The 24043-nt window shown below is 72.0% G+C and carries 27 protein-coding genes; 14 read left to right on the plus strand and 13 right to left on the minus strand.

Translation table 11 applies throughout. From position 1 onward, the window contains the following. Positions 1 to 67: 67 nt before the first annotated feature. Complete coding sequence (locus GTY58_RS36475) at positions 68 to 538, minus strand: helix-turn-helix domain-containing protein (RefSeq protein ID WP_010988420.1); 471 nt, start codon at positions 536 to 538, stop codon at positions 68 to 70. 190 nt (positions 539 to 728) lie between these two features. On the opposite strand from GTY58_RS36475, the gene GTY58_RS36480 reads away from it, so the two are divergent. Beyond that, positions 729 to 1898, plus strand: a complete 1170-nt coding sequence (locus tag GTY58_RS36480; protein WP_010988421.1) for a thiolase family protein — start codon at positions 729 to 731, stop codon at positions 1896 to 1898. Between the two features lie 4 nt (positions 1899 to 1902). Here the strand turns inward: GTY58_RS36480 and GTY58_RS36485 are convergent, their stop codons facing one another. Next, entirely contained in the window at positions 1903 to 2712 is an 810-nt protein-coding gene (locus GTY58_RS36485; RefSeq protein WP_010988422.1) for a VTT domain-containing protein, read from the minus strand. Between the two features lie 484 nt (positions 2713 to 3196). Here GTY58_RS36485 and tuf point away from each other — a divergent pair, with 484 nt between their 5' ends. Both tuf and GTY58_RS36495 read left to right on the plus strand, forming a co-directional pair. Further along, on the plus strand, positions 3197 to 4369 hold the full coding sequence (tuf, locus tag GTY58_RS36490; protein ID WP_010988423.1) for an elongation factor Tu: 1173 nt from the start codon (positions 3197 to 3199) through the stop codon (positions 4367 to 4369). 157 nt (positions 4370 to 4526) lie between these two features. After that, complete coding sequence (locus GTY58_RS36495; RefSeq protein ID WP_010988424.1) at positions 4527 to 5372, plus strand: fused MFS/spermidine synthase; 846 nt, start codon at positions 4527 to 4529, stop codon at positions 5370 to 5372. Here the strand turns inward: GTY58_RS36495 and GTY58_RS36500 are convergent. The 3 genes from GTY58_RS36500 to GTY58_RS36510 form a co-directional block, all read right to left on the minus strand. Then, positions 5334 to 6677 (minus strand): MFS transporter, encoded by a 1344-nt coding sequence (locus GTY58_RS36500; RefSeq protein WP_010988425.1) that lies wholly within the window; start codon positions 6675 to 6677, stop codon positions 5334 to 5336. The two genes, GTY58_RS36495 and GTY58_RS36500, sit on opposite strands and share 39 nt — an antisense overlap. A gap of 181 nt (positions 6678 to 6858) precedes the next feature. Then, positions 6859 to 7899: a membrane protein gene (locus GTY58_RS36505; protein ID WP_010988426.1), complete on the minus strand. Its 1041-nt coding sequence runs from the start codon at positions 7897 to 7899 to the stop codon at positions 6859 to 6861. Positions 7900 to 7965: 66 nt separating this feature from the next. Continuing rightward, the gene (locus GTY58_RS36510; RefSeq protein ID WP_010988427.1) at positions 7966 to 8934 is read right to left on the minus strand and encodes a hypothetical protein; all 969 of its coding nucleotides are present in this window, start codon (positions 8932 to 8934) and stop codon (positions 7966 to 7968) included. 86 nt (positions 8935 to 9020) lie between these two features. Between GTY58_RS36510 and GTY58_RS36515 the strand changes: the two genes are divergently transcribed. Continuing rightward, entirely contained in the window at positions 9021 to 9458 is a 438-nt protein-coding gene (locus GTY58_RS36515) for a DUF4442 domain-containing protein (RefSeq protein ID WP_010988428.1), read from the plus strand. 81 nt (positions 9459 to 9539) lie between these two features. Here GTY58_RS36515 and GTY58_RS36520 read toward each other — a convergent pair whose 3' ends face one another. The 3 genes from GTY58_RS36520 to GTY58_RS36530 are packed head-to-tail and all read right to left on the minus strand — an operon-like array spanning position 9540 to position 12157. Beyond that, positions 9540 to 10085: a CHAP domain-containing protein gene (locus tag GTY58_RS36520; RefSeq protein WP_010988429.1), complete on the minus strand. Its 546-nt coding sequence runs from the start codon at positions 10083 to 10085 to the stop codon at positions 9540 to 9542. Positions 10086 to 10118: 33 nt separating this feature from the next. Beyond that, entirely contained in the window at positions 10119 to 11753 is a 1635-nt protein-coding gene (locus tag GTY58_RS36525) for a cation acetate symporter (protein WP_179121686.1), read from the minus strand. Further along, positions 11747 to 12157 carry a DUF485 domain-containing protein gene (locus GTY58_RS36530; RefSeq protein ID WP_010988431.1) on the minus strand — a complete coding sequence of 137 codons (411 nt, stop codon included), beginning with the start codon at positions 12155 to 12157 and terminating at the stop codon, positions 11747 to 11749. Before GTY58_RS36530 ends, GTY58_RS36525 begins: the two co-directional genes overlap by 7 nt. Positions 12158 to 12789: 632 nt before the next feature. Here GTY58_RS36530 and GTY58_RS36535 point away from each other — a divergent pair. Beyond that, on the plus strand, positions 12790 to 13440 hold the full coding sequence (locus GTY58_RS36535; RefSeq protein WP_010988432.1) for a DedA family protein: 651 nt from the start codon (positions 12790 to 12792) through the stop codon (positions 13438 to 13440). Between the two features lie 3 nt (positions 13441 to 13443). On the opposite strand, the gene GTY58_RS41430 is transcribed toward GTY58_RS36535, so the two are convergent. Beyond that, the gene (locus GTY58_RS41430) at positions 13444 to 13980 is read right to left on the minus strand and encodes a gamma carbonic anhydrase family protein (protein WP_010988433.1); all 537 of its coding nucleotides are present in this window, start codon (positions 13978 to 13980) and stop codon (positions 13444 to 13446) included. Positions 13981 to 14146: 166 nt separating this feature from the next. Here GTY58_RS41430 and GTY58_RS36545 point away from each other — a divergent pair, with 166 nt between their 5' ends. Continuing rightward, on the plus strand, positions 14147 to 14911 hold the full coding sequence (locus GTY58_RS36545; protein WP_010988434.1) for an acyltransferase: 765 nt from the start codon (positions 14147 to 14149) through the stop codon (positions 14909 to 14911). A 13-nt stretch (positions 14912 to 14924) separates the two neighbouring features. On the opposite strand, the gene GTY58_RS36550 is transcribed toward GTY58_RS36545, so the two are convergent. Continuing rightward, positions 14925 to 15782, minus strand: coding sequence for a DMT family transporter (locus GTY58_RS36550; protein WP_037647145.1), 858 nt, complete (start codon positions 15780 to 15782; stop codon positions 14925 to 14927). A gap of 102 nt (positions 15783 to 15884) precedes the next feature. Between GTY58_RS36550 and GTY58_RS36555 the strand changes: the two genes are divergently transcribed. Both GTY58_RS36555 and GTY58_RS36560 read left to right on the plus strand, forming a co-directional pair. Continuing rightward, the gene (locus tag GTY58_RS36555; protein ID WP_037647007.1) at positions 15885 to 16457 is read left to right on the plus strand and encodes an XRE family transcriptional regulator; all 573 of its coding nucleotides are present in this window, start codon (positions 15885 to 15887) and stop codon (positions 16455 to 16457) included. A 43-nt stretch (positions 16458 to 16500) separates the two neighbouring features. Next, a complete protein-coding gene (locus tag GTY58_RS36560) occupies positions 16501 to 17055 on the plus strand; it encodes a YbaK/EbsC family protein (RefSeq protein ID WP_010988437.1) in 555 nt (184 codons plus the stop codon). 55 nt (positions 17056 to 17110) lie between these two features. On the opposite strand, the gene GTY58_RS36565 is transcribed toward GTY58_RS36560, so the two are convergent. Continuing rightward, positions 17111 to 18286, minus strand: coding sequence for a cation diffusion facilitator family transporter (locus GTY58_RS36565; protein WP_010988438.1), 1176 nt, complete (start codon positions 18284 to 18286; stop codon positions 17111 to 17113). 77 nt (positions 18287 to 18363) lie between these two features. Here GTY58_RS36565 and GTY58_RS36570 point away from each other — a divergent pair, with 77 nt between their 5' ends. After that, positions 18364 to 18741 (plus strand): metalloregulator ArsR/SmtB family transcription factor, encoded by a 378-nt coding sequence (locus tag GTY58_RS36570; protein WP_010988439.1) that lies wholly within the window; start codon positions 18364 to 18366, stop codon positions 18739 to 18741. Positions 18742 to 18899: 158 nt separating this feature from the next. On the opposite strand, the gene GTY58_RS36575 is transcribed toward GTY58_RS36570, so the two are convergent. After that, complete coding sequence (locus tag GTY58_RS36575) at positions 18900 to 19460, minus strand: NAD(P)H-dependent oxidoreductase (protein WP_010988440.1); 561 nt, start codon at positions 19458 to 19460, stop codon at positions 18900 to 18902. A gap of 113 nt (positions 19461 to 19573) precedes the next feature. On the opposite strand from GTY58_RS36575, the gene GTY58_RS36580 reads away from it, so the two are divergent. The 3 genes from GTY58_RS36580 (at position 19574) to GTY58_RS36590 (ending at position 22000) form a co-directional block, all read left to right on the plus strand. Beyond that, entirely contained in the window at positions 19574 to 20245 is a 672-nt protein-coding gene (locus tag GTY58_RS36580) for a TetR/AcrR family transcriptional regulator (protein ID WP_010988441.1), read from the plus strand. A 27-nt stretch (positions 20246 to 20272) separates the two neighbouring features. Next, positions 20273 to 20824 (plus strand): DinB family protein, encoded by a 552-nt coding sequence (locus tag GTY58_RS36585; protein WP_010988442.1) that lies wholly within the window; start codon positions 20273 to 20275, stop codon positions 20822 to 20824. Positions 20825 to 20962: 138 nt separating this feature from the next. Beyond that, positions 20963 to 22000, plus strand: coding sequence for a cation diffusion facilitator family transporter (locus tag GTY58_RS36590; RefSeq protein ID WP_037647009.1), 1038 nt, complete (start codon positions 20963 to 20965; stop codon positions 21998 to 22000). Between the two features lie 184 nt (positions 22001 to 22184). On the opposite strand, the gene GTY58_RS36595 is transcribed toward GTY58_RS36590, so the two are convergent. Further along, positions 22185 to 22592 carry a CoA-binding protein gene (locus GTY58_RS36595; protein WP_010988444.1) on the minus strand — a complete coding sequence of 136 codons (408 nt, stop codon included), beginning with the start codon at positions 22590 to 22592 and terminating at the stop codon, positions 22185 to 22187. 209 nt (positions 22593 to 22801) lie between these two features. On the opposite strand from GTY58_RS36595, the gene GTY58_RS36600 reads away from it, so the two are divergent. Beyond that, on the plus strand, positions 22802 to 23494 hold the full coding sequence (locus tag GTY58_RS36600; protein WP_037647010.1) for a cysteinyl-tRNA synthetase: 693 nt from the start codon (positions 22802 to 22804) through the stop codon (positions 23492 to 23494). After that, positions 23491 to 24039 carry a histidine phosphatase family protein gene (locus GTY58_RS36605; protein WP_010988446.1) on the plus strand — a complete coding sequence of 183 codons (549 nt, stop codon included), beginning with the start codon at positions 23491 to 23493 and terminating at the stop codon, positions 24037 to 24039. The genes GTY58_RS36600 and GTY58_RS36605 overlap by 4 nt, the downstream gene beginning before the upstream one ends. The last annotated feature ends 4 nt before the right edge of the window (positions 24040 to 24043 follow it).

Here is a 24043-nt window from a genome sequence, read left to right on the forward strand (position 1 = left end):
GGCTGTCGGGGAGCCCCCCTCCTTTTTTGGGGGCTCCCCGACAGCCGCTTCTCCTTACGCCTTTTCCTTACGCCGCCGCCGGCCCCTTCACCGTCCAGCCCGGCGCCTGCGGGTGCGCCGTCAGGTCCTCGTGGTGGACCTCCTCACCGCAGACCGAGCAGGTCACGAGCGGAATCAGTTCATTGCCGCAGATGTGCTCGATCACCATGGGGCGGTCGTCGTCCTTGCGCAGATGCCGGTCGCCCCAGGCCATGAGCGTCATCAGGACCGGTTCCAGTTCCAGACCCGCCTCGGTGGGCCGGTACTCGAAGCGCTGCGGGCGCTCGCTGTAGACGGTCTTCTTCAGCATGCCCGCGTCGACCAGCCGCCTCAGACGCGTGGCCAGGATGTCGCGCGGGGCGCCGATGTTGCGTACGAGCTGGTCGAAGCGCCCGTTGCCGAGGCACACCTCGCGCAGGACGAGCAGCGAGTACTTCTCGCCCACGAGCGCCAGGGTGTCGGCGATCGAGCAGGGGCGCGGGTCTTTGGTGGCGGCCATGAACCCAGTCTAGGGGAGGGTTTGTTTTTCCAACCCTCGGCGCTATGGTGGGTCCAGATTTCCTACTCACTGGTAGCCGGGACATATAGCCCAGGGCCCGACAGCCGGGGACCAAGTAGCCAGGACCAAGTAGCCAGGACCAATCGGTCATCGCCCGTAGGGACCATGGCCGGCCAAGGAGGCCCGCACCATGCGTGATGCCGTCATCGTCGAAGCCGTACGCACCCCCATCGGCAAGGGCAAGCCGAACGGCTCCCTTGCCCACGTCCACCCCGTCGAACTGCTCGCGCACACGCTGCGCACCCTCGTCGAGCGCTCCGGAGTCGACCCGGCACTGATCGACGACGTCATCGGCGGCACCGTCGACCAGGTCGGCGAGCAGGCCATGAACACCACCCGCTACGCCGTCCTGTCGGCGGGCTTCCCGGAGACGGTGCCCGCGACCACGGTGGACCGCCAGTGCGGCTCCTCGCAGCAGGCCGTGCACTTCGCGGCGCAGGGCGTCATGTCCGGGGCGTACGACCTGGTGGTCGCCTGCGGTGTCGAGTCCATGAGCCGCGTCCCGATGTGGTCGAACGTGCCGGCCGGCCAGGACCCCTTCGGGCCCGGAGTCGCCCGGCGCTATCCCGAGGGCCTGGTCCCGCAGGGCATCAGCGCCGAACTGATCGCCGCCAAGTGGTCCATCACCCGGGACCAGATGGACGCCTTCGCGGTGTCCTCGCACCAGAAGGCGGCCGCGGCCTGGGCGGGCGGTCTGTTCGACGCCGAGGTCACGCCGCTGGAGGGGGTGAGGCGCGACGAGTGCGTACGGCCCGCCAGCACCACCGAGATCCTCGCCGGACTCAAACCCGCCTACTACGACCCGAACTTCGCCGAGCGCTTCCCGGGCATCGAGTGGAACGTCACCGCGGGCAACGCGAGCCCCGTCAACGACGGCGCGTCGGCCGTGCTCATCACCTCGAGCGAGACCGCGGCCCGCCTCGGGCTGCGCCCGATCGCCCGTCTGCACAGCTTCGCCGTCACCGGCTCCGACCCGCTGCTGATGCTCACGGGAGTCGTCCCGGCCACCGAGAAGGTGCTCCGCAAGGCGGGACTCACGATCGACGACATCGACCTCTTCGAGGTCAACGAGGCCTTCTCCAGTGTCGTCCTGGCCTGGCGGCAGGAGACGGGAGCCGACCTGAGCCGGGTGAACGTCCACGGTGGCGCGATCGCGATCGGGCACCCGCTGGGTGCGAGCGGTACGCGTCTGACGACCACGCTGGTGCACGCCATGCGCGCGCGTGGAGCCCGCTACGCCCTCCAGACGATGTGCGAGGCGGGCGGGCTCGCGAACGCGATGGTGCTGGAGACCGTCTGACCGGTCAGTTGCCGCGCAGGTGGTGGCGCTTGCGCCAGGCCACCACCGCCCCGACCAGGGCCGGCACGGCGATGAAGCCCATCGCGATCAGGAAGGCGGGCGAGGTCGGCCTCGAGGCACGGGCGCCGGCGACGGCGTACGCGGCGGTATTCGGAATGGAGCCGAGCGCCGTCGCGACGAGGAACGGGACCCAGCGCATCCGGGAGACGGCGGCGCAGTAGTTGGCCGCCCAGAACGGCACGCCGGGAAACAGCCGGGCCGCCATCATCGAGCGGAAGGCGTGCCTGCTCAGCTGTCCGTCCACCGCCTTCAGCCAGCGCCCCCGCAGCAGCGGGCGGAGCGCGTCCTGCCCGAGCATCCGGCCGAGGCCGAAGGCGACCCCGGCGCCGAGCACCGTACCCGCGAGTGCGGTACCCGTGCCCCACTGCGAGCCGAAGAGGGCGCCCGCCGCGAGGTTGAGCAGCGGCCGTGGCACGAACGCGACCGTGCACAGCCCGTACGCCACCGCGAACACCACGGCCGCCGCGGCGCCGCCGAGCTGGGGCGGCCAGCCATGGGCCAGCAGCTTCTGCGGCTCGAACAGCAGCACGCTCGACGCGGCCGCCGCGAGCAGCGCCACCAGCAGGGACAGCCGCGACCACGGCGAGAGGAGCACTCTCGTGCAGCGGGCGGTGAAGCCCGTCGGTACGGCGACGGCGGCCCCAGGGGCCGTGACGCCGGCCGCGGCGGCGGCCGTGGCGACGGTGAGGTCTGTGGCGGTGGCCCGGGGAGTGGCCGTGGCGGTGCCCCCAGAGCGGGTGGTGGCATCGAGCATTCGGTGACACTAACCGACCCATGTGTGTGATCGCCGTATGGTTCGTCTCACGGGCGTCACAGGATGGGGAACGTTGGGTGCGCGACGTGCGCGCCGGCCGCGCGTACCCCTTACGTCGGCGCCGCCTTTCCGGGCTGCCGTGGGGGTGTCTCGCACATCTCCGGCCCCGTCCGCCCCTCTGGGTATCCCTGAACTCACCCCGTACAAAAACCATTCGACGCGGCCGGATCCGTCGACGATGATCTACAACATGTTCCGGTACGCCTTCCTCCTCGCAGCATCCGCAGTCGCGGATGCGCCGAAGGCTGCCGTCCCGATCATCGCGGCCGCTGTCGACGGCGCCCGAAGCTGACCCTTCCCGGATCGTCCGGCGGACCCCGCAGGGGGAGGGTCGGCAGGTCCTTGGGGTCCCCGTCCCGGCCGCTCTCCGCGCCGGGGCCATCACTCAGCTCCGCTGACACTGAAGAGGCTTCGAGGTACAGCCATGCCCAAGACGGCTTACGTGCGCACCAAACCGCACCTGAACATCGGCACCATGGGTCACGTCGACCACGGCAAGACCACCCTGACCGCCGCCATCACCAAGGTCCTCGCCGAGCGCGGCTCCGGCACGTTCGTCCCGTTCGACCGCATCGACCGGGCGCCGGAGGAGGCGGCCCGCGGCATCACCATCAACATCGCGCACGTCGAGTACGAGACGGACACCCGGCACTACGCGCACGTGGACATGCCGGGCCATGCCGACTACGTCAAGAACATGGTCACCGGCGCCGCGCAGCTCGACGGGGCGATCCTCGTCGTCTCCGCGCTCGACGGGATCATGCCGCAGACCGCCGAACACGTGCTGCTCGCCCGGCAGGTGGGCGTCGACCACATCGTCGTCGCCCTGAACAAGGCCGACGCGGGCGACGAGGAGCTGACCGACCTGGTCGAGCTGGAGGTCCGCGAACTGCTCACCGCGCACGGCTACGGGGGCGACTCCGTACCGGTCGTACGCGTCTCCGGGCTGAAGGCCCTCGAGGGGGACCCCCGGTGGACGGCGGCGATCGACGCACTGCTGGACGCCGTGGACACCTATGTGCCCATGCCCGAGCGGTACGTCGACGCGCCGTTCCTGTTGCCGGTCGAGAACGTGCTCACGATCACCGGCCGGGGAACGGTCGTCACGGGAGCCGTCGAGCGCGGCACGATCCGTGTCGGCGACCGCGTCGACGTGCTCGGCGCCTCCGTGGAGACGGTGGTGACCGGCCTGGAGACCTTCGGCAAGCCCATGGAGGAGGCGCAGGCCGGGGACAACGTGGCGCTGCTGCTGCGCGGGGTGCCGCGTGACGCGGTGCGCCGCGGGCACATCGTGGCGGCGCCCGGCAGCGTCGTACCCAGCCGCCGCTTCTCCGCCCGGGTGTACGTCCTGTCGACGCGCGAGGGCGGTCGTACGACCCCGGTCGCCACCGGCTACCGGCCGCAGTTCTACATCCGCACCGCGGACGTGGTCGGCGACGTCGACCTCGGCGAGACGGCGGTCGCCCGGCCCGGCGACACGGTCACGATGACGGTCTCCCTGGGGCGTGACGTCCCGCTGGAGCCCGGCCTCGGCTTCGCGATCCGTGAGGGCGGCCGGACGGTCGGTGCCGGCACGGTGACGACCGTGGAGGACTGACCGTGGACTGACCGGGGGTGTCGGCGACGGGCGGTGGCGCGCGGGCCGCCGCCCGTTCCGTTCGGCCGCCCGTTCCGCTCGGTCGCCCGTTCCGTTCGGCCGGCCGTCCGGAGGTCCGCCCGGACGGCCGGCGCCCGCGGCCCGGCACAATGGACCCGTGGACGAGCCGATACCCGTGACACGGGACGTGGATCACGGGACCGCCAAGCTGATGCCCGACGTCGACCGGCGGCGGGCCTGGCTGCTGACCGTCGACGGGGCCCCGCAGTCGTATGTCGATCTGGACGCGCCGACGCATCTGGAGTTCGAGTACGCGCGGCGGCTCGGCCATGCGCTGGACACGGTCGCCGAGCCGGGGCGGGCCCTGGACGTGCTGCATCTCGGCGGGGGCGCGCTCACCCTGCCGCGCTATCTCGCCGCCACCCGGCCGGGATCGCGGCAGGACGTGATCGAGGCCGACCACGGCCTGCTGGACCTCGTCGTCGAGCAGCTGCCCCTGCCCGCCGACGCCGGGATCGCGCTGCACCGCGCCGACGCCCGCGCCTGGCTGGAAGCAGCCGTGCCCGACTCCGCCGATGTCGTGATCGCCGACGTCTTCGGCGGCTCACGCGTCCCGGCGCACCTGACGTCGGTGGCGTACGCGCGCGCCGCCGAGCGGGCACTGCGCGACGGCGGCGTCTACCTCGCCAACCTCGCCGACGCGGCGCCCTTCGCCTTTCTGCGGTCCCAACTGGCCACGTTCGCGACGGTCTTCGGGGAGCTCGCCGTCATCGCCGAACCCGCCGTCCTGCGCGGCCGCCGCTTCGGCAACGCCGTGCTCCTCGCCTCCCACCGTCCGCTCGACACGGCCACCCTCGCCCGCCGCACCGCCTCCGACGCCTTCCCCGCCCGGGTCGAACACGGCGCCGCGCTCCGGGACTTCATGGGCGCCGCCGAGCCCGTGCACGACGAGAACGCCGTACCGTCACCCGAGCCGCCCGACGGAGCCTTCGGCATCGGCTGACCCGCGCCCGGCGTCGGCCGCCCCGCTCTCCGGCACTTCCTGCGCCACCGCCTTCGTCCGGCGCGTCAGATTCCGTACGTCCGGCACGAACAGCACCGCCACGGTGACCACCACGACCAGCGTCGCGCAGCCCCACAGCGCGGTCGTACGCCCGACGGCCCGTTCCGCCGGTCCCGCCAGCGCCGTGGCGAGGGGGACCATGGCGACGGAGCCGAACCAGTCGTACGCGGAGACGCGGGAGAGCTTCTCCTCGGGGATCTCCTGATGGAGCGCGGTCATCCAGGAAACGCCGAAGACCTCGATGGCCACGCCGGTCACGAACATGACCGCGCACAGGCCGCCCACCGGCAGGGGCACCGCCAGCGCGGCGGAGGGCGCGGCCAGTGGGAAGACGCAGAGGGTGCCCGCGAGCAGCAGCCGGCGGGGTTTCCAGCGCGTCATCAGCAGCGCGCCGCCGACCGTGCCCGCCCCGAAAGCACCCAGGGCCAGACCCCAGGGCCCCGCGCCGCCCAGGCTGTCGCGGGCGACCAGCGGGCCGTACACCGACTCGGCGGCGCCGACCACCGCGACCACCACGGAGAACTGCGCGACGATCGTCCACAGCCAGGGCCGGCCGGTGAACTCCCGTCGGCCGTCGCGCAGATCGGCCAGCAGTCCGCCGCCCGGCTCGCGCGGCGGAATGTGGCTCACATCGAGGAAGGACCGCAGCGAGCCGGCGACCGCGAACGCCACCGCGTCCACGGCGAGCACCCAGCCGGGACCGATCGCGGCGACCATCGCCCCGCCGAGGGCCGCGCCGCCGAGAGCCGCTCCCTGCATCGCCATCCGGAAGAGGGCGAAGGCCCTGCTCGCCTGCTCGCCGCTGACCGAGGACATCAGCATGCCCTCGGCCGCCGGGCTGAAGAACGCCTGTCCGGTGCCGCCGAGCGCGGCCAGCAGCATCATCTGCCACAGGCGCGGTTCGCCGCCGAGGACGAGTGCCGCGAAGGCGCCCTGCGAGAGGAAGTTGAGGGCGTTGGCCGCGACCATCACGCGGTGTCGCGGCAGCCGGTCGGCGACCGCGCCCCCGATCAGCAGGAAGAGCACCAGGGGCAGCGTGCGCGCCGCCGCCACCAGTCCGACGTCGCCTCCGTCGCCGCCCGTGTCGAGCACCGCGAACGCGGCCGCGATCAGGGCGCCGTGGCTGCCCAGGTTCGTGACGACCGCGGCGGCGGCCAGCAGGGTGTAGTTGCGGTCCGCCCAGTCGGGGCGGCGAGGGCGGCGTGTGCGGCGAGGGCGTCCGGCGGAGTCGGCGGCAGAGGTCACCGGCCGACTATCGCCGGACCGCACCGGGCCTGCCAAACCAATTGCCCGGCCGGGTGCCGAACCACCTGCCCGGCCGGGTGCCACGGCATCTGCCCGGCCGGGTGCCACGGCATCTGCCCGGCCGGGTGCCACGGCCGTTCGCGCAGTGCGAAGGACAGGGCACCCGGCAACGGCACGCGGCTCAGCTCTCCGACGGGTCGCCGTGCAGTCGCACGGTGCTGAGGACCTTCATGATCGTCGCGTCGGGGACTTCCTCGTTCACGCCCGTGGCTCCGAAGAAGTTCCACGCGACGTAGTCACCCGCGGAGTTCTTGAACCCGAAGGTGATGGCCTTGCCGTCGCTCGCGCACTTCCCCTTCCGGGGCGTGTTCTTGGAACGGGCCCAGGCGATGCTGCCCTCGATGCCCGCCGCCGTCTTGTACGGCTTCGCCTTCTCGTCGAAGGTCAGGCTCTTCTTGTCGGGCTGCGTGTAACCGCCGTACACCCACCAGGCCACCTGGTTCACGGCGACCTCGTCGGTGTTCTTGGCGCCGTTGGCGCCCTTGGTGCCCGCCGCCGCAAGGGACGTGTCCTCGGTCCTGCCGTCCTTGTCCTCGTCGGACGAGCACCACTGCTCTTTGAGGACGGCGGTACCGGTCATGGTGACGAGGGGCTTGGTGCTCTCGCCCGACTCGTCCTCGAAGGCGATGAACACGCCGGGCGACTGCACTTCCCAGTCCGCCGGCACGTCGAACGCCGTGCCCCACTTGGGGTTGACGACGACCTTCCAGCCCTTGATGGTCGGCTTCTCGTCGTCGCCGCCGCGCGGGTTGTCGGCGGAGACGGACGGACTCGGGTCCTTGGACGCGCTCCCCGAGGCCTTCGCGTCCTTGCCGCCGTCAGCCTTGTCGTCCTTCTTGTTGCCCAGGACCAGGAAACCGGTGACACCAGCGGCCACGACCACGGCCGTGGCCGCGACGATCGCGACGACCTTGGTCCGGTTTCCGCCACCGCCGCCACCGCCGCCGGGTGACTGCGGCGCGCCCGCGGGTGCCGGGGTGCCCCACCCCGGCTGCCCCGGCTGACCGGGCTGCTGCGGGTAGGCGTTCGGCTGCTGGAATCCGGGCGGCTGCTGGTATTCAGGCTGCTGGTACGGATTCGGCTGCTGGTACCCCGGCTGCTGGTAGGGGTTCTGGTCCTGCGGGTTCTGCTCGCCCCCGGGCGGCTGCTGTCCTGGCCACATGGGCAGTAACACTAGTGCCGTCTGTGACACGTTCAGGTCACTGCCCCTCGTCGGACAGGTACCGGATCAGGAGTCCGACGGGTCCTTGTAGAGGCGGACGGTGCCGAGGATCCGCTTCACCGTCGCGTCCGGTACCTCGTCGGATACGCCCCTGGCGCCGAAGAACGCCCACGACACGATGTCACCGGCGTCGTCCTTGAAGGCGAACACCGTGGCCTTGCCGTCGGTCCTGCATTTTTTCGATTTCTCCACACCCGACGACGACGCGGTGGCCAGACTGCCCGTGATGCCGGACTTGGTCGTGTACGACTCCACCGCACCGGACGTGACCAGCTTCTTGTCCGGCTGGGTATAGGCGCCGTAGACCCAGGTCGCCGCGTCGTCGCGGGCGGCTTCCGCGGGCGTCTTCGCGCCGTTGCTGCGGCGGCTCCCGGCGCCGGCGAGCGGTGCGTACTCCTTGGTGCCGTCCCTGTCGTCGTCGGAGCCGCACCACTGCTCCTCGAGGTACGCCGGAGCGGACATGCCGATGAGGGGCGTGTCGTCGGGGTCGTCGTTCTCCGACACGTACGTGACCCAGCTGCTCGCCTTGAGGGCCCACTGGGCCGGCACGTCGAACGCGATGTGCCGCTGCGGGTTCTTCACGACCTTCCAGCCCTTGATCGTGGCCCGGTCGGTGTCCGCGCCGCGCGGGTCGCTCGAACTGGGCCGCGGGGAACCGGACTTCGTGGGGTCGGGGTCCGCCCTGTCGTCCTTGCCTCCGCCGAGCAGGACGAATCCCGTGACCGCGGCGGCGATCACGACGGCCGCCGCCGCGACGATCGCGACGACCTTGGTCCGGTTCCCGCCGCCCGCAGGCGCAGGCACCGGCGCACCCGCCGGCTGCGTGGGGGCGTTCCACGGCTGCGGCTGCGGCTGTTGCTCATACGGATTCGTCTGGTGGTATCCGGGCTGCTGGTACGGATTCGGCTGCGCCGCGTCCGCCGGCGGCTGCTGCGGATTCTGCCCGCCCCCGGGCGGCTGCTCTCCTGGCCACATGGGCCGTAACGATACGGCGGCCCGCGACAGGACCTGGTCAAGGTTGGCTACTCGTGGGTAACATGCGGTTCATGAGCGCAGACCAGATGTCGATCGGCGAGATGCTCGCCGCCACCGTGCCGATGGCCAGGACCCTGAACCTCGAGTTCCTGGAGACCTCGCCGGAGAAGGCAGTGGTGGCCCTGCCGGACCAGAGCGACTATCACAACCACGTCGGCGGGCCGCACGCCGGAGCGATGTTCACGCTGGGCGAGTCGGCGAGCGGGGCGATCGTGCTGGCCGCGTTCGGGGAGCAGCTCGCGCGCGCCGTACCGCTCGCCGTCAGCGCCGAGATCGCGTACAAGAAGCTCGCGATGGGGCCGGTCACCGCCACCGCCACGCTCGGTCGCCCCGCCACCGAGGTGGTGGCCGAACTCGACGCCGGCCGGCGCCCCGAGTTCCCCGTCCACATCGCCATCCAGCGCGCGGACGGCGCCGTGACCGGCGAGATGACCGTCGTGTGGACCCTGCGCCCCAACGGCTGAGGCCGGTCCGCAGTCGAGCCGGGGGCCCGGCCGGGGGGTACGCCCCGGCCGGGCCCCTCGCCGTACCGCGGTCGTCCGCGTTCAGAACCGCAGATACCGGCTGGCGTCGGAAGCCGCGGCGGCGCGGACGCTGAGGACGTCGGGCCGCTGGTCGTTGAACTCGCTGCGGTAGTTGTACTCGTACAGCGTGACCCGGCCGTCGTCGCGCACCGCGGCGACGTACGCCACATGGCCCCGGCGGCCGGTGCCGTGCACGCCGGGGTCCCACTGCGCGATGTCGCCGACGTGGGGCACGGAGCTGGTGGCGGCGCCCCTCCAGTGCCCGGCGTCACCCAGAAAGTCGGGGGACTCGGTGTGGGGGTGGCCGTCGGCGCGGATCGCCCAGGCGGCGAAGGAGACGCAGGAGCGCTTGAAATAGCCGTGCCCGTCGAGTTCCCGGGTGCCGTGCGCGTTCTTCCACCGGTAGGCGGTGGGGTCCAGTGCGGTGGTGGCCGGGGCGGGCGCGGAGGAGACGGGCCCGGCGGTGGGCGTGGCGTGTCCGGTGGAGCCGAAGAGGACGAGGAAGGCCGTGGCGGTGACTCCCGCGGCCACGACGCGCGGCCACTTCTTCGACGTGCGCCTGTGCATGGGGGGTTGGTCCTTTCGCGGAGCGTCCTGCGGTCATTCGTGGTCGGTGCCGACGAGGGCGCGCACTTCGAAGTCGGCGTAGCGGGCGGAGTCCTGGTGCCGGCCCGGAACACTGCCCAGCCAGCCGAGGAGAAAGCCTGCCGGGATCGAGACGATGCCGGGGTTCTGCAGCGGGAACCAGGCGAAGTCCACATCGGGGTAGAGGGAGGCCGGTGTGGAGGACACCACGGGGGAGAACACCACCAGGAGCACGGAGCAGATCAGTCCGCCGTAGAGGCTGAGCAGCGCGCCCCGCCCGGTGAAGCGCCGCCAGAACAGGCTGTAGACCAGGACCGGCAGGATGGCCGAGGCGGCGATGGCGAAGGCGAGGAACGCCAGTGTGGCCGTGCTGATCTCCCAGGACACCAGGGCGAGCAGCATGCCGAGGACACCGACGACCACGCCGGACAGCCGGGCGACGCCCAGTTCCTCCGCCTGGGTGGCCCGGCCCTTGCGGATCACCTGGCCGTAGAGGTCGTGGGCGAGCGAGGAGGCCGCGGCGAGGGTGAGCCCGGCCGCGACCGCCAGCAGGGTGACGAAGGCCAGGCTGGAGATCAGCGCGGTCAGGACACCGCCGCCGAGGGACTGGGCGAGCAGCAGCACGGCCGCGTCGCCCTTCGGGTCGATCCTCGCGATGGCGTCCCGGCCCACGACGGCCGTGGCGCCCAGACCGAGTACGCCCGCCGCCAGGCAGACGAACCCGACCAGGCCCATGGCCCAGACGACCGAGGCGCGCAGGACCCGGCCGGTGCGCGGTGCCAGGAGCCGCATCGCCACGTGGGGGAGGGCGGCGAGGCCCAGCACGATCGCCAGTTGCAGGCTGAAGAAGTCCAGCTTGCTGGTCGTCCCGCCCCCGTAGCGCAGTCCCGACGCCAGGAAGCGCTCGCCGACTCCGCTGTTGTCCGCGGCGGCCGCGAGGAGCGCGTCGACGTTCCAGCGGTAGTGGTGCAGCACCATGAAGGCCGTGATCGCCACTCCGGACACGAGCATCACCGCCTTGACGACCTGGATGAAGGTCGCGCCGGGCATGCCGCCGAGGGAGGCGTACACCACGACGACGGTGCCGATGGCGACCACGCACAGGGTGCGGGTGGTGCCGCTGGGCTCGCCCACGAACTGTGTCAGCAGGGCGACGCTGCCGACGAGCTGGGCCACGAGGTAGAGGGTGGTGACGACGAGGGTGGTGACGGCCAGCGCCAGCCGGACCGGCCGCTGGTGGTGCGGCAGACGCAGGGCGAGGGTGTCGCCGAGCGTGAACCTGCCGGAGTTGCGCAGGGGTTCGGCGATCACCAGCAGGACCAGGACCCACGCGACGGTCGTCCCGCCGAGGTAGAGCAGGCCGTCGTAGCCGGTGAGGGCGACCAGGCCGGTGCTGCCCAGCAGGGTCGCGGCCGACACATAGTCCCCGCACATCGCGAGGCCGTTGCGCAGCGGGGACATGTTCCGGTTGCCCAGGTAGAACTCGCTGATCTCGTCGCGCTGTGGGGCCGTCAGCAGCGCCGCGAACAGCGTCACCACGACGACCGAGACGAAGAGTACGAGCGTGAGCCGCAGGGTGAACTCGTCGATCACACCGGAGGAGACGACGACACCGGAGGAGAAGACGGCAGCGGCGGAGTCGGTCACCACGAGCGGTACCGCCGCGGGCCGGGGAGAGGGGGCTGCTCGGCCCGGCGCCGGTCCAGCTGGGCGCGCAGGCCGCGCGCCACCGGGTCGACGCGCCTGCGCATGTGCACCGTGTGGCGCCATGCGACCAGGGCCAGGACGACGAACTGCACGAGGCCGAGAGCGAGGCCGACAGTCATACGGCCCGCCAGCGGCTGGTTCAGCGCACCGGGGGCGAAGCCGGACAGCAGGACGTACAGCAGATAGCCGCCCACGCCGAGCGTCGCCGCCCTGGCCCCGAAGCTTCGGTGAGCGCGGCGCATGGCACGGAATTCGGGGTGGTCGTGTATCGCCTGTGTGGGCAGGAGTTCCGGGTCGGCGGGGGGCGGTGGACGAAGACTGTCTTGTGGTACGGAGTGCCAGGACATGTCGCACCTTCTTCACTGCTTTATGCCGCACGCCCGGCTCTGTCGAGCCATGGCCATTCCCCTTCGGCGCGGAACAGAACAGAGATGAGCCGTGGTCATCTTTTTCCCGGGGGAAATGGCCGACGGACACTTCTGTTCGCCGAAGTCAGGCGCTTGTGCGGACTTTGTGGGGAGTTCGTGAATTCCGTCGGCCGGGCGGCTTTGTGGCGGCCGAGGCGGCCCTGTCCGGGGTGGAGACCAGGCCGAAAGCGGAGTATGGCAGCGGTGACATTGAATAATCAACTGCTCGTGTGAATTCTTCAGGGCGACTGCGCCATGCGCATATTCCCCGGCCCGTTCCGGGTGCTCTTCGGCCCGTCGGCGGCCGATACGGGGATTTTGAAGACGCCGGTTTTCTCTTTCGGTCGGCTCGAATGCGCCGCACGAATCGCCCGCGGCCGACGGGCGTGACCGGTCGGGTGAGGGGCGTCGAATCCACGGGAGCAGGGGGCGAGCCGCGGGACTCCGCCGTCGTACGCCGAGCGGGTAGGCTTCCCGGCGTGCGCACACATGCGCACCAGGGGGAGCGAACGCCGGGGGGTCACGCCCGGCCGGCACCAGACTCACGTACAGCGAAACGGGAGGAAGCGGCGTTGCACGTCCAGGAATGGCTCGAGACGGTGCCCGCGGTCAGCATCTACGCGCTGGTGGGCCTGGTCATCGGCCTGGAGAGCCTGGGCATCCCGCTGCCCGGCGAGATCGTCCTGATCTCGGCCGCGCTGCTGTCCTCGCAGCACGGCGGCATCAATCCGGTGATCCTCGGCATCTGCGCCACGGTTGGTGCCGTGGTCGGTGACTCCATCGGCTACGCCATCGGCCGCAAGGGCGGACGGCCGCTGCTCGCCTGGCTCGGCAACAAGTTCCCCAGGCACTTCGGCGAAGGGCATATCGCGACCGCCGAACGGTCCTTCGAGAAGTGGGGCATGTGGGCCGTCTTCTTCGGCCGCTTCGTCGCCCTGCTCCGGATCTTCGCGGGCCCGCTCGCCGGTGTGCTGCGGATGCCGTACTGGAAGTTCCTGATCGCCAACGTCCTCGGCGGCATCATCTGGGCCGGCGGCACCACCGCCGTCATCTACTACGTCGGTGTCGTCGCCGAGTCCTGGCTCAAGCGCTTCTCCTATCTCGGCCTGGTCGCGGCCGTGCTGATCGGCCTCGCCTCGATGCTCGTCATCAAGCGGAAGGCCAAGAAGGCCGCGGCCGAGCGGGAGGCGGCCGAGCCGGAGACCGTCCCGGCCGCGGACTGACGCTCAGTCCTCCTGCGCGTGCACCGCGCGGTGCGACTTCGCCAGTTCGACGTAGTACGTGCCGTTCAGCTTGATGCCCTCGCGCTCCTCGTCGGTCAGCGGCCGCTTGACCTTCGCGGGTACGCCCGCGACGAGCGAGCCCGGGGGCACCCGCATGCCCTGTGGGACCAGCGCCTGCGCCGCGACCAGGGAACCCGCGCCGATCACGGCCCCGTTGAGGACGGTGGCGCCCATCCCGACCAGACAGTCGTCCTCCACCGTGGCGCCGTGCACCACGGCGTTGTGTCCGACCGAGACCCGCTCGCCGATGGAGATCGGAAAGCCGGGGTCGACGTGGAGCGTGCAGTTGTCCTGGATGTTGCTGTCCGCGCCGACGACGATCGGACCGCAGTCGGCGCGCAGCACCGCGCCGTACCAGAGGCTCGCGCCCGCGTGCAGCGTCACCTCGCCGATCACCACGGACGTGGGCGCCGTGAACGCCTCCTGATCCACCTTCGGATCCTTGCCGCCGATGCCCGTGATCAGCGCCTTGTGCGTCATGGCCGTCCCCTCTTCCGTCGTCGGTACACCGGCACCGTATGTCATCGTCCGAGGTCCCGGCCGGGCCCGGTGGGGCTCCTCGGGGAGCTCCGGGGAAGCTCCGGTGGGGCGAAGATCACAGCCGTACGTCGTCATGGGCGCCCCGCGCGCTGAGTACCGTGAGCGGGTGCCCAGGAGCAAGAACACGTTCTCATCATGGCGGCGCCGCCTCGCGCAGCGCGCCGTCCACGCGGGCTGGGCCTGGGCACAACGAACAGGGGCCGTGAGCGCCGAGCACCCCGGACGGCTCCGTTTCGGCGCGATGGGAACAGCTACCAGACTCGCCTTCCCGCAGGGCACCGTCTTCGGTGAGCCCTGGATCCACCTCGGCTCGCACTGCATCATCGCCGAACAGGTCACCTTGACCGCCGGTCTGATGCCCGACCTCGACCTCGGCCCCGACCCGATCCTGCGCATCGGCGACGGGGTCGTCCTCGGTCGTGGCAGTCACGTCATCGCCGACACCACGGTCACGATCGGCAGCGACTGCTACTTCGGTCCCTACGTCTACGTGACCTCCACGAACCACTCGTACGACGATCCTCACGAGCCCATCGGCAAGCAGTGGCCCCGTATGGAACCCGTGTCGATCGGGTCCGGCTGCTGGATCGGGACGGGCGCGGTGATCCTGCCGGGCGCCCGGATCGGGCGGAACGTCGTGGTGGCCGCCGGAGCGGTGGTGCGCGGTGTGGTGCCCGACCACGCCGTGGTGGCCGGGGCGCCCGCGCGGGTCGTACGACGCTGGACCCCCGCCGACGGCTGGCAGCCGCCGCTGCGGACGCCGGCGCCGGTGCCGATCCCCGAAGGGGTCACCCCCGAGCAGTTGCTGGCGCTGTCCGAACTCGACGACGAGAGTGCCGCCCGGCTCGCGGAACTCGACGTCGAGTCCTGATCCGGGCCCGCGCTCAGCCCGTCGCGAGCAGCAGTGTGCCGACCAGTGCGAGGCCCGCGCCCGCCGCCTGCACGCCGCGCAGCCGTTCGCTGAGGAAGCCGCGTGCGGCCAGGGCCGTGATCACCGGGTAGAGCGAGGCGAGAACGGCGGCCACGGTGACCGGGCCGTGCTGGGCGGCGATCGAGTACGTGCCGTTGGCGGCGACATCGGCCAGGCCGACGAAGCCGAGCGCGGGCAGCGCACGCCAGGGGAAGCCGCTCTCAGGAAGGGCGGGGGCGCCGCGCCGCACGGCGATGAACAGCGCGGCGCCGCCCGCGGCCACATTGGTCACGCGCTGCACGAACAGCGCCAGGAAGAGACCGGTGACCGTCGTCGAGGCCTCCGAGATCAGCGACATGACCGCGCCGAAGCCCACCGCCGCCAGCAGGGTGAGGAAGACGGCCCGGCGCTGCACGGGCGCGCCCTTCAGCTGGGGCCCGCCCGCGAGCACGACACCGGTGACGGCGACCGCGACGCCCGCGAACTGCAACAGTCCCGGGCGCTCGCCGAGGACGAGACCGACGCCCACCGGCACGGCCACGCCGAGGGAGCCGAGCGGCGACACCACGCCCATCGGGCCGAGCGCCAGCGCCTTGTAGAAGGAGAGCATCGCGACCGGTCCGACCAGTCCGGCGGCGACGGCGAACCAGAGCTGCGGACCCGCCTCGCTCCAGCCGCCGGTGGCGACGACGACGGCGCCGAGCACGACCACCGCGATCGACTGCGAGACGACGACCACCGTCAGCGCGGGTGTACGTCGGGTCAGCAGTCCGCCGCCGAAGTCGGCCAGGCCCCACAGCAGGCTGGTGGCCAGGGCGAAGAGTGCCGGCAGTGCGGCCATCGGGCGCCTCGCAGTACAGTTCGGTGAACAATCAGGTGCACCACACCATAGTTCATTGCATTGAACTCTGTCATCCAGAATATTGGACGGAATGTGTCGGACCTCGACCTGCTGACTCAGTCCCTGGCGCGCAATGTGAAGCGCTGGCGCACCGAGCGCGGCTTCACCCTGGACACGCTCGCCGCGCGGGCCGGGGTCAGCCGCGGCATGCTCATCCAGATCGAGCAGGCCAGGACCAACCCCAGCATCGGCACCGTCGTCAAGATCGGTGACGCGCTCGGTGTCAGCGTCACGACGCTGCTCGACTACGAGCAGGGGCCGAAGGTCCGTATCGTCCCGGCCGACCAGGCCGTACGGCTGTGGCACACCGACGCCGGCAGCTACAACCGGCTGCTCGCGGGCACCGAGGCGCCCGGCCCGCTGGAGATGTGGGACTGGCTGCTGATGCCGGGCGAGGGCAGCCCCTCCGACCCGCACCCGAACGGCTCGGTGGAGCTCGTCCATGTGACGGCCGGGGAGCTGACCCTCACCGTGGACGGCGTGGTGCACCACGTTCCGACGGGCGCGAGCGTCTCCTTCGAGGCCAACGTGCCGCACAGGTACGCGAATTCGGGTGACGCGCCACTGGAGATGATCATGACGGTGTCGGTCCCGCCGGTGCGCTGAGACGCCGTCCGGGAGGCGTGGGGGCTGCTGTTAGCGTGCCGTCATGCGCGCACCCATCGGAGACTTCGACCACGCCACGCCCGCCCCGGACAGCCTCGACGAACTCACCCGCCCGGTCGCCGACGCCGTACGCCACTGGCGCGGCAGCGTCCCCGCCGACCGGATCGTGTACGTCGACACCGAACCGGAGTGGGCCGACACGGCCGTCTTCCTGGAGCACTACGGCAAGGACCTGCTCGACCGGTCGGCCAACTGCGTGGTCGTCGCGGGCAGGCGGGGCGGCGAGACCGTGCTGGCCGCATGCGTGGTCCTCTCCGCCACGCGCGTGGACGTGAACGGCGCGGTCCGCCGCCGACTCGGCGCGCGCAAGGCCTCGTTCGCCCCGATGGACACGGCGACGGGGGAGACCGGGATGGAGTACGGCGGCATCACCCCGATCGGACTGCCGGGCGGCTGGCCGGTGTTGGTGGACTCGGCGGTCGTCGATCTTCCCTACGTCCTGGTCGGCAGCGGGCGGCGGAGGGGGAAGCTGCTGGTGCCCGGCAAGGCGTTCGCGGAGCTTCCGAACGCGGTGGTGCTGGAGGGGCTCGGGATCTGAGGGTCCGGGGCGGTTCGGGCTTGAGGGTGGGGCGGCTCGGGCTCTGAGAGTCCGGTCAGGCCGCCGTCACCGAGGGATCGGTGTGGTGGGCGAGCGCCAGATGGGGGTCCGTCTCGCCCGGCAGCGGTGCCGGATCGGCGTGCACCAGGGCGGCGGTGAGTCTCGGAACGGCGTGCAGGAGGGCGTGTTCCGCCTCGACCGCGATGTGATGCGCCTGGCGCACGCTCACCTCGCCGTCGACGACGACGGCCACCTCGGCCCGCAGCCGGTGCCCGATCCAGCGCAACCGCAGCTCACCGACGTCGCGTACGCCGGGCACCTCCTCCAGTGCCCGCTCGGCCCGGTCCACCAGCGCCGGGTCGACGGCGTCCATCACCCGCCGGAACACCTCGCGCGCCGCGTCCCGCAGCACCAGCGCGATCGCCGCCGTGATGGCCAGCCCCACCAGCGGGTCGGCCGCCGGCCAGCCGAGCGCGGCGCCGCCCGCGCCCACGAGCACGGCGAGCGAGGTGAATCCGTCCGTACGCGCGTGCAGCCCGTCCGCGACGAGGGCGGCCGAGCCGATCGCGCGGCCCACACGGATGCGGTGGCGGGCGACCCACTCGTTGCCCGCGAAGCCGATGACGGCCGCGAGGGCGACGACGGGCAGATGGTTCAGCGGTCGCGGCTCCAGCAGCCGGTCGATGGCCGCCCACGCGGTGAAGACCGCCGACGCCGCGATGGTCAGTACGATCGCGATGCCCGCCAGGTCCTCCGCGCGACCGTAGCCGTAGGTGAACCGGCGCGTCGCCGCTCGCCGGCCCAGGACGAAGGCGATGCCGAGCGGTACGGCGGTCAGCGCGTCGGCGGCGTTGTGCACCGTGTCGCCGAGCAGCGCGACCGACCCGGAGAGCACCACCACGACCGCCTGGGCGGCCGCCGTCACCCCGAGCACGGCCAGCGAGACCCAGAGCGCCCGCATGCCACGGGCCGAGGACTCCAGGGCGGAGTCGAGCTTGTCGGCGGTTTCGTGGGAGTGGGGGGTGAGGAGGTGGCGCAGACGCGGGAGGAGGGTGGTGGGTCTGTGGTGGTGAGCGTGGTCGTGGGCGGGTGCCCGGTCCGGTCCGTGGTCGCGGGAACGGTCGTGGGGCTGTGCGTCGGGGTGTGCGTGGGGGTGTGCGTGTGCGTGCGTGTGTGCCCGGTCCGGTCCGTGATCGGGGCCGTGGCTGTGGGCTTGGTGCCGGTCGGTCACGTGCGTGGTCCCTTCCGCCGGGCGGGGAGTGGACGCGGTCGCCTCCACGGAACCATTATGTGCGTATGAACGCACGCATGCACCTACCACCTGCGCATGGTGCGCACTCGCGCACGGGCGGCGAGCCCGAGGCGCACCCACGAACCCCCGGCGAGGAGCAGTTCGTACTCGCCGCCGAACTCCTCGCCCTGCTCGCGGACCGCACCCGTCTCGCCCTCCTGCACGCCCTGACTGGTGGGGAGGCGGACGTCTCGACGCTCACGCAGGTGTGCGGCGCGGCGCGTCCCGCCGTGAGCCAGCACCTGGCCCGGCTCCGGCTCGCGGGTCTGGTGAACACGCGCAAGGAGGGCCGCCGCGTGATCTACTCCCTGCGCGACGGTCATCTGCGCCGGGTCGTGGACGAGGCGCTGAGCCTCGCCGACCACCGCCTCAGCGACCGGCCCGCGCATGACTGAGCCGCGGGGCGGCGCCCGTGCCCGTGTCTGGCGGGCGAACGGGTGCCGAACGCGGCGGGGTCGCGCGTGGGCATGCGAGAACGGCCGTGGGCCGAGGCTTTCCGCCTCGGCCCACAGCCGTCGCGCGTATCGGGCCGGCTCGCTCGCCGGCCGGGTGATCAGGCCGCGGCGGGCGCGGCCTGCGAGCTGAGCTGCTCGATGACCTTGGTCAGGCCCTCGACGACCTCGGCGTCGTCGGCCGGGTGGAGCTCTGCGAAGCGGGTCACGGAGCCGGGGATGGACAGCTTGACGTCCTCCAGGACCGTGCCGCCCGCGATGCCCGCGGCCTTGCGGGTGTCGTCCTGCGCCCACACGCCGCCGAACTGGCCGAAGGCCGTGCCGACCACGGCGACCGGCTTGCCGGACAGCGCACCGGCGCCGTACGGGCGGGACAGCCAGTCGATGGCGTTCTTCAGGACGGCCGGGATCGTGCCGTTGTACTCGGGCGACACGAGCAGGAAGGCGTCGGTCGCGCCGGCCGCGGCACGCAGCCGGGCGGCGGCCGCGGGCACGTCGCCCTCGACGTCGAGGTCCTCGTTGTAGAACGGCACGTCGGCCAGGCCCTCGAAGAGCTCGATCTCGACGCCCTCGGGGGCGTGCTTGACGGCGGCCTCGGCGAGCTGGCGGTTGTGCGAACCGGCGCGAAGGCTGCCGACGAGCGCGAGGATACGTACGGACATGAGCTAACTCCCAGGATATGCGGTCAGAGCCAAGCGGACCGGGGTCCGTTTAATGTTGTAGCACCTAAACGGACCGAGGTCCACTTGTCCTGGTGGAGCGCTAACCTGAATCCATGACCCAGCTGCTCCCGCCCTTCCCCGCACCGCAGGACGACCCCGGCGGGCGAACGGACCTCACCCTGACGCCCGGTGGCGAGACGCCGCAGCTCAGGGCGGACGCCGCCCGCAACCGCAGCCGTCTGCTGGAGGTCGCCGCCCGCCTGGCGGCCGAGCGCGGCGCCGCGAACGTGACCATGGAGGCCGTCGCCTGCGGCGCGGGCGTCGGCAAGGGCACGGTCTTCAGGCGGTTCGGCGACCGCACGGGACTCCTCGAGGCCCTCCTCGACCACCACGAGAAGCAGCTCCAGGCCGCCTTCCTCACCGGCCCGCCGCCGCTCGGCCCGGACGCCCCTCCGGTCGAGCGGCTGCGCGCCTTCGGCTCGGCGGTGATCCGCCGCGAACACACGCACAGCGACCTGTACCTGGCCGCCCACGCGGAGGCGGCGCGACGCCACACGGCTCCGCCGTACCAGCTCCGGCTCACCCACGTCTGCCTGCTGCTGCGCCAGGCGCGGACGGAGGGCGACATCGAACTCGTCGCGCACACGCTGCTGGGCTACCTGGACACCATCCTCGTCGACCATCTGCTCACCCGGCGCGGCATGACCCTGGAGCGGGTCGAGGCCGGCTGGTACGACCTCGTCGACCGATGTACGGGCGGGCAGAGCCGATGTAGTACGGGGTGACGCCCCTCCGGCACCGATGATGGGGCCATGACCACCCCGGGCAGAAGAGCCGAGATGTTCGTCGCCGCCGACCGCGATCCCCGCGTCCTCGGCCCCGCGACCGGTACCGAACGCACCCTGCTCGTCGACTTCCTGGCCGCCCAGCGCGCGACGCTTGAGCTCAAGTGCTCAGGCCTGGAGGCGGAGTTGTCGCAACGCTCCGTGGCACCCTCCACCCTCTCGCTGCTCGGTCTGCTGCGCCATCTCGCCGACGTCGAACGCCGCTGGTTCCGTCAGGTCATGGCCGCACAGGACGCGCCGCCCCGCTTCTCCTCGCCGTCCGACCCCGACGGCGACTTCACCGGCGCCGTCCCCGACCTGTCCGTGGTCGCCGAGGCCTGGCGGGCCTGGCGCTCCGAGGTCGCCTTCGCCGAGGACTACGTCGCCGAGGCGCCCCACCTCGACGTCGAGGGCCACGACTCCTGGCGCGGCACCGTCTCCCTGCGCTGGGTCCTCGTGCACATGGTCGAGGAGTACGCCCGCCACAACGGCCACGCGGACCTGCTGCGCGAGCGGATCGACGGGGCGACCGGAGTGTGACGCAACGGTTTACGTTTCCGCAGGTCAGCGGCGTGTTAACGGAGATGACAACGGTCACCGGTGCAGCCTTTGCCGATCAGCACCGCGATGCGTTTGACTGCGGTGGAGGCACCCGACGCGAGGGGGAAGGCGCACGACATGAGCGACCACGGCCATGACCACGGCCCGCACGGCCATACCGGGCACTCCGGGCACTCCGGGCACGCCGGTCACTCCCACGGAGTGTCGGCGGACGCCGACCGCCGGTGGCTGGGGATCGCGCTCGCTCTGATCACCCTGTTCATGGCGGCCGAGGTGGTCGTCGGTGTCGTCGCGAGCTCGCTGGCCCTCATCTCGGACGCGGCGCACATGCTCACCGACGCCGCCTCGATCGTGCTCGCGCTGATCGCGATGCGACTGGCCGCGCGCCCGGCCAAGGGCGGCTTCACCTACGGACTCAAACGCGCGGAGATCCTCTCCGCCCAGGCCAACGGGCTGACGCTGCTCCTGCTGGGTGTCTGGCTGGCGTACGAGGCCGTACGACGGCTCGTCGAGCCGCCCGACGTCGAGGGCGGCCTGATGCTGATCACCGCGCTCGCCGGGATCGTCGTGAACGTGGCCGCCGCCTGGTGCATCTCCAAGGCCAACCGCACCTCGCTCAATGTCGAGGGCGCCTACCAGCACATCCTCAACGACCTGTTCGCCTTCATCGGTACCGCGATCGCCGGCCTGGTCGTCGTCGTGACGGGCTTCGCCCGCGCCGACGCCATCGCCACGCTCGTGGTCGTGGTCCTCATGGTCAAGGCCGGCTACGGGTTGCTGCGCGACTCCGGCCGGATCTTCCTGGAGGCCGCACCGGCCGACGTGGACCCGGACGCGCTCGGCGACAAGCTCGTCGCGCAGGCGGCCGTCGTCGAGGTCCACGACCTGCACGTCTGGCAGATCACCTCGGGGCAGGCCGCCCTGTCGGCCCACGTCCTGGTGCAGCCCGGCAGCGACTGCCACGCGGTCCGCCGCGACCTCGAGGAACTGCTGCGCCAGGACTACGGCATCACCCACACGACACTTCAGGTCGACCACATCCCGGAACAGCTCCTCCAGGTGGCCCTGCGCGGCGACCGGATCCCGCCGGACGGCGCGCCGCACTGCGAGGACGCCCACGGGCCGGTCCACCGGGAGGAGCCGCACGGACACTGACGCCGGCGCGCGGCACAGCGGTAGGCGGTAGGGGGGCGGACGGCCTTGTGCGGGCCAAGGCCCGGGAAGCCTGGGGCGGCGCGCCGGCCGGGGGCCCGGGCCGGCGCTCCGTCCGGCGCAGGGGCCCGGTCTGACGCAGGCACTCGGTCTGACGCAGGGACCCGGTCTGACGCAGGCGCCCGATCTAACGCAGGCGCCCGATCTCGATCGCCGGGCACCGGTCCATCACCATGTCCAGGCCCGCTTCCCGCGTCCGCTCGTACGCCGCCTCGTCGACGACCCCGAGTTGGTACCACACGGCCTTGGCGCCGATCGTCACGGCCTCGTCGGCGACGGGCCCCGCCAGATCGCTGTTGACGAACACATCGACCACGTCGACCGGGAACGGGATCGCCTCCAGGGACGGGTAGCCCTGCTCGCCGTGGACCGTCTCGGCCTTCGGATGCACCGGCACGATGCGCTTGCCGAAGCGCTGAAGGACGTCCGCCACCCCGTACGCCACCCGATGCCGGTTCGAGGACAGGCCGACGATCGCCCAGGTGTCACCGAGCTCGGTCAGGATCTTGCGGGTCGTTGCTGAGTCGCCGTACACGGCCGGTCTCCTTCGACGTCCTGCGGGCTCGTCCCGCACGAGGCTTGCTGTGCCTGGCAACAGCGGGCCGTTCGCCGGGATTCCCCCGGGTGTCGGAGGCGCACACGGGCGCGCCGGTGGGACGCGCGCGCGAGCTTGGACGGCGTACGCATGTCCGGAACGGTCCCCACCTCCCTGCGCCCGAGGGCCCTGGCGCCTACGCTCACCCCGTGCTGCGTATCACCGACGCCGGAACCGGCGAGCCCACCGACGTCCGACCAGGCCTGACCAGGATCCACGCGCATGTGGCGCGGGCCGACACGTCCGCCCTGCGCGTGCTGCTCGTCGCCGACGTGCTCGCCCGTGCCCTCGAACTCGGCGGGACCCCCGTCGTCATGGTCGCCGACCCGCCCGCCGAACTCCGGGCGCGCGCCGACGCGCTCGGCATCCGGCGCGCGGAGACCGACACCCTGGGCGGCGGGCGGATCCTGCACGTGCTCGGTCCCGAGGACCCCGTCGTGGACGGCATCCGCGTCGAGGTCGCCCCGGCGGGCGGTCCGGCCGACTCCGCCGAGTCTGCCGGGTCCTCCTCCGCCGTACGCCTCGCCCTGCTCGCCCACCCCCGCAGCAGCCCCGCCGACCTCGACAGCGGCGCGCTGACCGAGGCTCAGGAGACGCTCGCACGCTGGCGCAAGACCGTCGCCCTGTGGGCGAACCACCCCTCCAAGCCCATCCCCGAACACGTACGGCAGGAACTGCGCGCCGCCTGGGAGGACGACCTCGACCTCCCGGCGGTCCTGGACGTGCTGCGACGACTGGAGGGCGCCGACGACGTGCCGGACGGCGCCCGATTCGAGTCGTACGCCTACGCGGACCGGCTCCTCGGGCTCGAACTCACCCGGGAGATCGGGGCATGGGCATGAACGCGCCGCGCCCCGGCACGGGGCCGCTGCGCAGACTCGTGGTGCTTCGGCACGCCAAGTCCGCCTGGCCCGCCGGGGTTGCCGACCACGACAGACCGCTCGCACCGCGCGGCCGCCGGGACGCCCCGGCCGCCGGACGTGTGCTCGCCGAGGCCGACCTCCTGCCCGACCTCGCCCTGTGCTCCACCGCCGTACGCGCCCGCCAGACCTGGGAGCTGGCCGCGGCGCAGTGGGGCACCCCGCCGGCCGTACGGCTCGACGCGCGGCTGTACGCGGCCGACGCGCCGGACCTGCTCGCGGCGGTGCGCGAAGTGCCCGGCCAGGTGGGGACGTTGCTGCTGATCGGGCACAACCCGGGGCTCGAGGAACTGGTCCTCGAACTGGCCGGGGACGGCGTCGACGACACACTGGACCGCCTCGGCGTCAAGTTCCCGACCTCGGCGATCGCGGTCCTGGCCTGGCACGGCGAGTCCTGGCAGACCCTGGCCCCCGGCACGGCACTCCTGACGGAGCTGACCGTCCCCCGAGGCCACAAGCACCGCTGACCTA

It is taken from the genome of Streptomyces sp. SID5469 (genome assembly GCF_009862865.1).
GTDB lineage: Bacteria > Actinomycetota > Actinomycetes > Streptomycetales > Streptomycetaceae > Streptomyces > Streptomyces avermitilis.

Excerpts from the sequence above, each read along its gene's own strand:
- GTY58_RS36475 (WP_010988420.1), bottom strand. The coding sequence starts at position 538 with ATGGCCGCCACCAAAGACCCGCGCCCCTGCTCGATCGCCGACACCCTG.
- GTY58_RS36480 (WP_010988421.1), top strand. The coding sequence starts at position 729 with ATGCGTGATGCCGTCATCGTCGAAGCCGTACGCACCCCCATCGGCAAG.
- GTY58_RS36485 (WP_010988422.1), bottom strand. The coding sequence starts at position 2,712 with ATGCTCGATGCCACCACCCGCTCTGGGGGCACCGCCACGGCCACTCCC.
- tuf (WP_010988423.1), top strand. The coding sequence starts at position 3,197 with ATGCCCAAGACGGCTTACGTGCGCACCAAACCGCACCTGAACATCGGC.
- GTY58_RS36505 (WP_010988426.1), bottom strand. The coding sequence starts at position 7,899 with ATGTGGCCAGGACAGCAGCCGCCCGGGGGCGAGCAGAACCCGCAGGAC.
- GTY58_RS36510 (WP_010988427.1), bottom strand. The coding sequence starts at position 8,934 with ATGTGGCCAGGAGAGCAGCCGCCCGGGGGCGGGCAGAATCCGCAGCAG.
- GTY58_RS36515 (WP_010988428.1), top strand. The coding sequence starts at position 9,021 with ATGTCGATCGGCGAGATGCTCGCCGCCACCGTGCCGATGGCCAGGACC.
- GTY58_RS36520 (WP_010988429.1), bottom strand. The coding sequence starts at position 10,085 with ATGCACAGGCGCACGTCGAAGAAGTGGCCGCGCGTCGTGGCCGCGGGA.
- GTY58_RS36530 (WP_010988431.1), bottom strand. The coding sequence starts at position 12,157 with ATGTCCTGGCACTCCGTACCACAAGACAGTCTTCGTCCACCGCCCCCC.
- GTY58_RS41430 (WP_010988433.1), bottom strand. The coding sequence starts at position 13,980 with ATGACGCACAAGGCGCTGATCACGGGCATCGGCGGCAAGGATCCGAAG.
- GTY58_RS36560 (WP_010988437.1), top strand. The coding sequence starts at position 16,501 with ATGCGCGCACCCATCGGAGACTTCGACCACGCCACGCCCGCCCCGGAC.
- GTY58_RS36570 (WP_010988439.1), top strand. The coding sequence starts at position 18,364 with ATGCACCTACCACCTGCGCATGGTGCGCACTCGCGCACGGGCGGCGAG.
- GTY58_RS36575 (WP_010988440.1), bottom strand. The coding sequence starts at position 19,460 with ATGTCCGTACGTATCCTCGCGCTCGTCGGCAGCCTTCGCGCCGGTTCG.
- GTY58_RS36580 (WP_010988441.1), top strand. The coding sequence starts at position 19,574 with ATGACCCAGCTGCTCCCGCCCTTCCCCGCACCGCAGGACGACCCCGGC.
- GTY58_RS36585 (WP_010988442.1), top strand. The coding sequence starts at position 20,273 with ATGACCACCCCGGGCAGAAGAGCCGAGATGTTCGTCGCCGCCGACCGC.
- GTY58_RS36590 (WP_037647009.1), top strand. The coding sequence starts at position 20,963 with ATGAGCGACCACGGCCATGACCACGGCCCGCACGGCCATACCGGGCAC.
- GTY58_RS36605 (WP_010988446.1), top strand. The coding sequence starts at position 23,491 with ATGAACGCGCCGCGCCCCGGCACGGGGCCGCTGCGCAGACTCGTGGTG.